This window comes from Microvirga sp. P4_A5 (genome assembly GCF_056402495.1).
Genome location: NZ_JBFUHH010000221.1, coordinates 1 through 502, shown reverse-complemented (window position 1 = coordinate 502; position 502 = coordinate 1). Strand labels below are relative to the sequence as shown.

The following is a 502-nucleotide window of genomic DNA, read 5'->3' as shown; positions in this document are numbered from 1 at the left end:
GAGCAAGCGGTCGCGCTCATCGACAAGCGGCAGATCGACGTTCTCTCGATCGTCACCGCCAAGCAGCCCCTCTCGCATGCTCCTGACGCGTTTCGTCTCGCCCTCGATCGGTCCCAGAGCGTTAAGGTCGTTCTGACGGCTCGCTGAGTGCTATGGCCTACAAGCGGCGCACCAATAATTCACCACAGCTGCCGGCCGTTCGAGGCGGTTTTCCTCCTATCGCCGGCTGCTCATAAGAAGGCACGCGGGCTACTCGATCACCACGTCGGCGCCGCTGATTAGCGAGGGCGGGACGGTGACGCCCAGTTTGTTGGCTGCATTCAGGTTGACGAACAGTTCGACTTTCGTGACCAATTGGACCGGAAGATCAGAGGGCTTCTCTCCGTTGAGTATCCGTCCGACGTAGATACCGGCGCGACGATGTGATTGCGTAAAATCGCCCCCATAGCTCATCAGGCCGCCTGCGATCGCGAAGTCGCGAGATTGAGTGATTGCAGGCATG

At 59.6% G+C, this 502-nt stretch carries 1 protein-coding gene and 1 pseudogene; one reads left to right on the top strand and one right to left on the bottom strand.

All coding sequences use genetic code 11. The features are described from left to right. A pseudogene (locus tag AC1DVM_RS23250) lies at positions 1 to 147 on the top strand (L-idonate 5-dehydrogenase); the annotation flags it as partial. 102 nt (positions 148 to 249) lie between these two features. Here AC1DVM_RS23250 and AC1DVM_RS23245 read toward each other — a convergent pair. Beyond that, positions 250 to 502, bottom strand: a 253-nt coding sequence (locus tag AC1DVM_RS23245) for an ABC transporter substrate binding protein (protein WP_477258516.1), incomplete at its 5' end; no start/stop codon positions are given.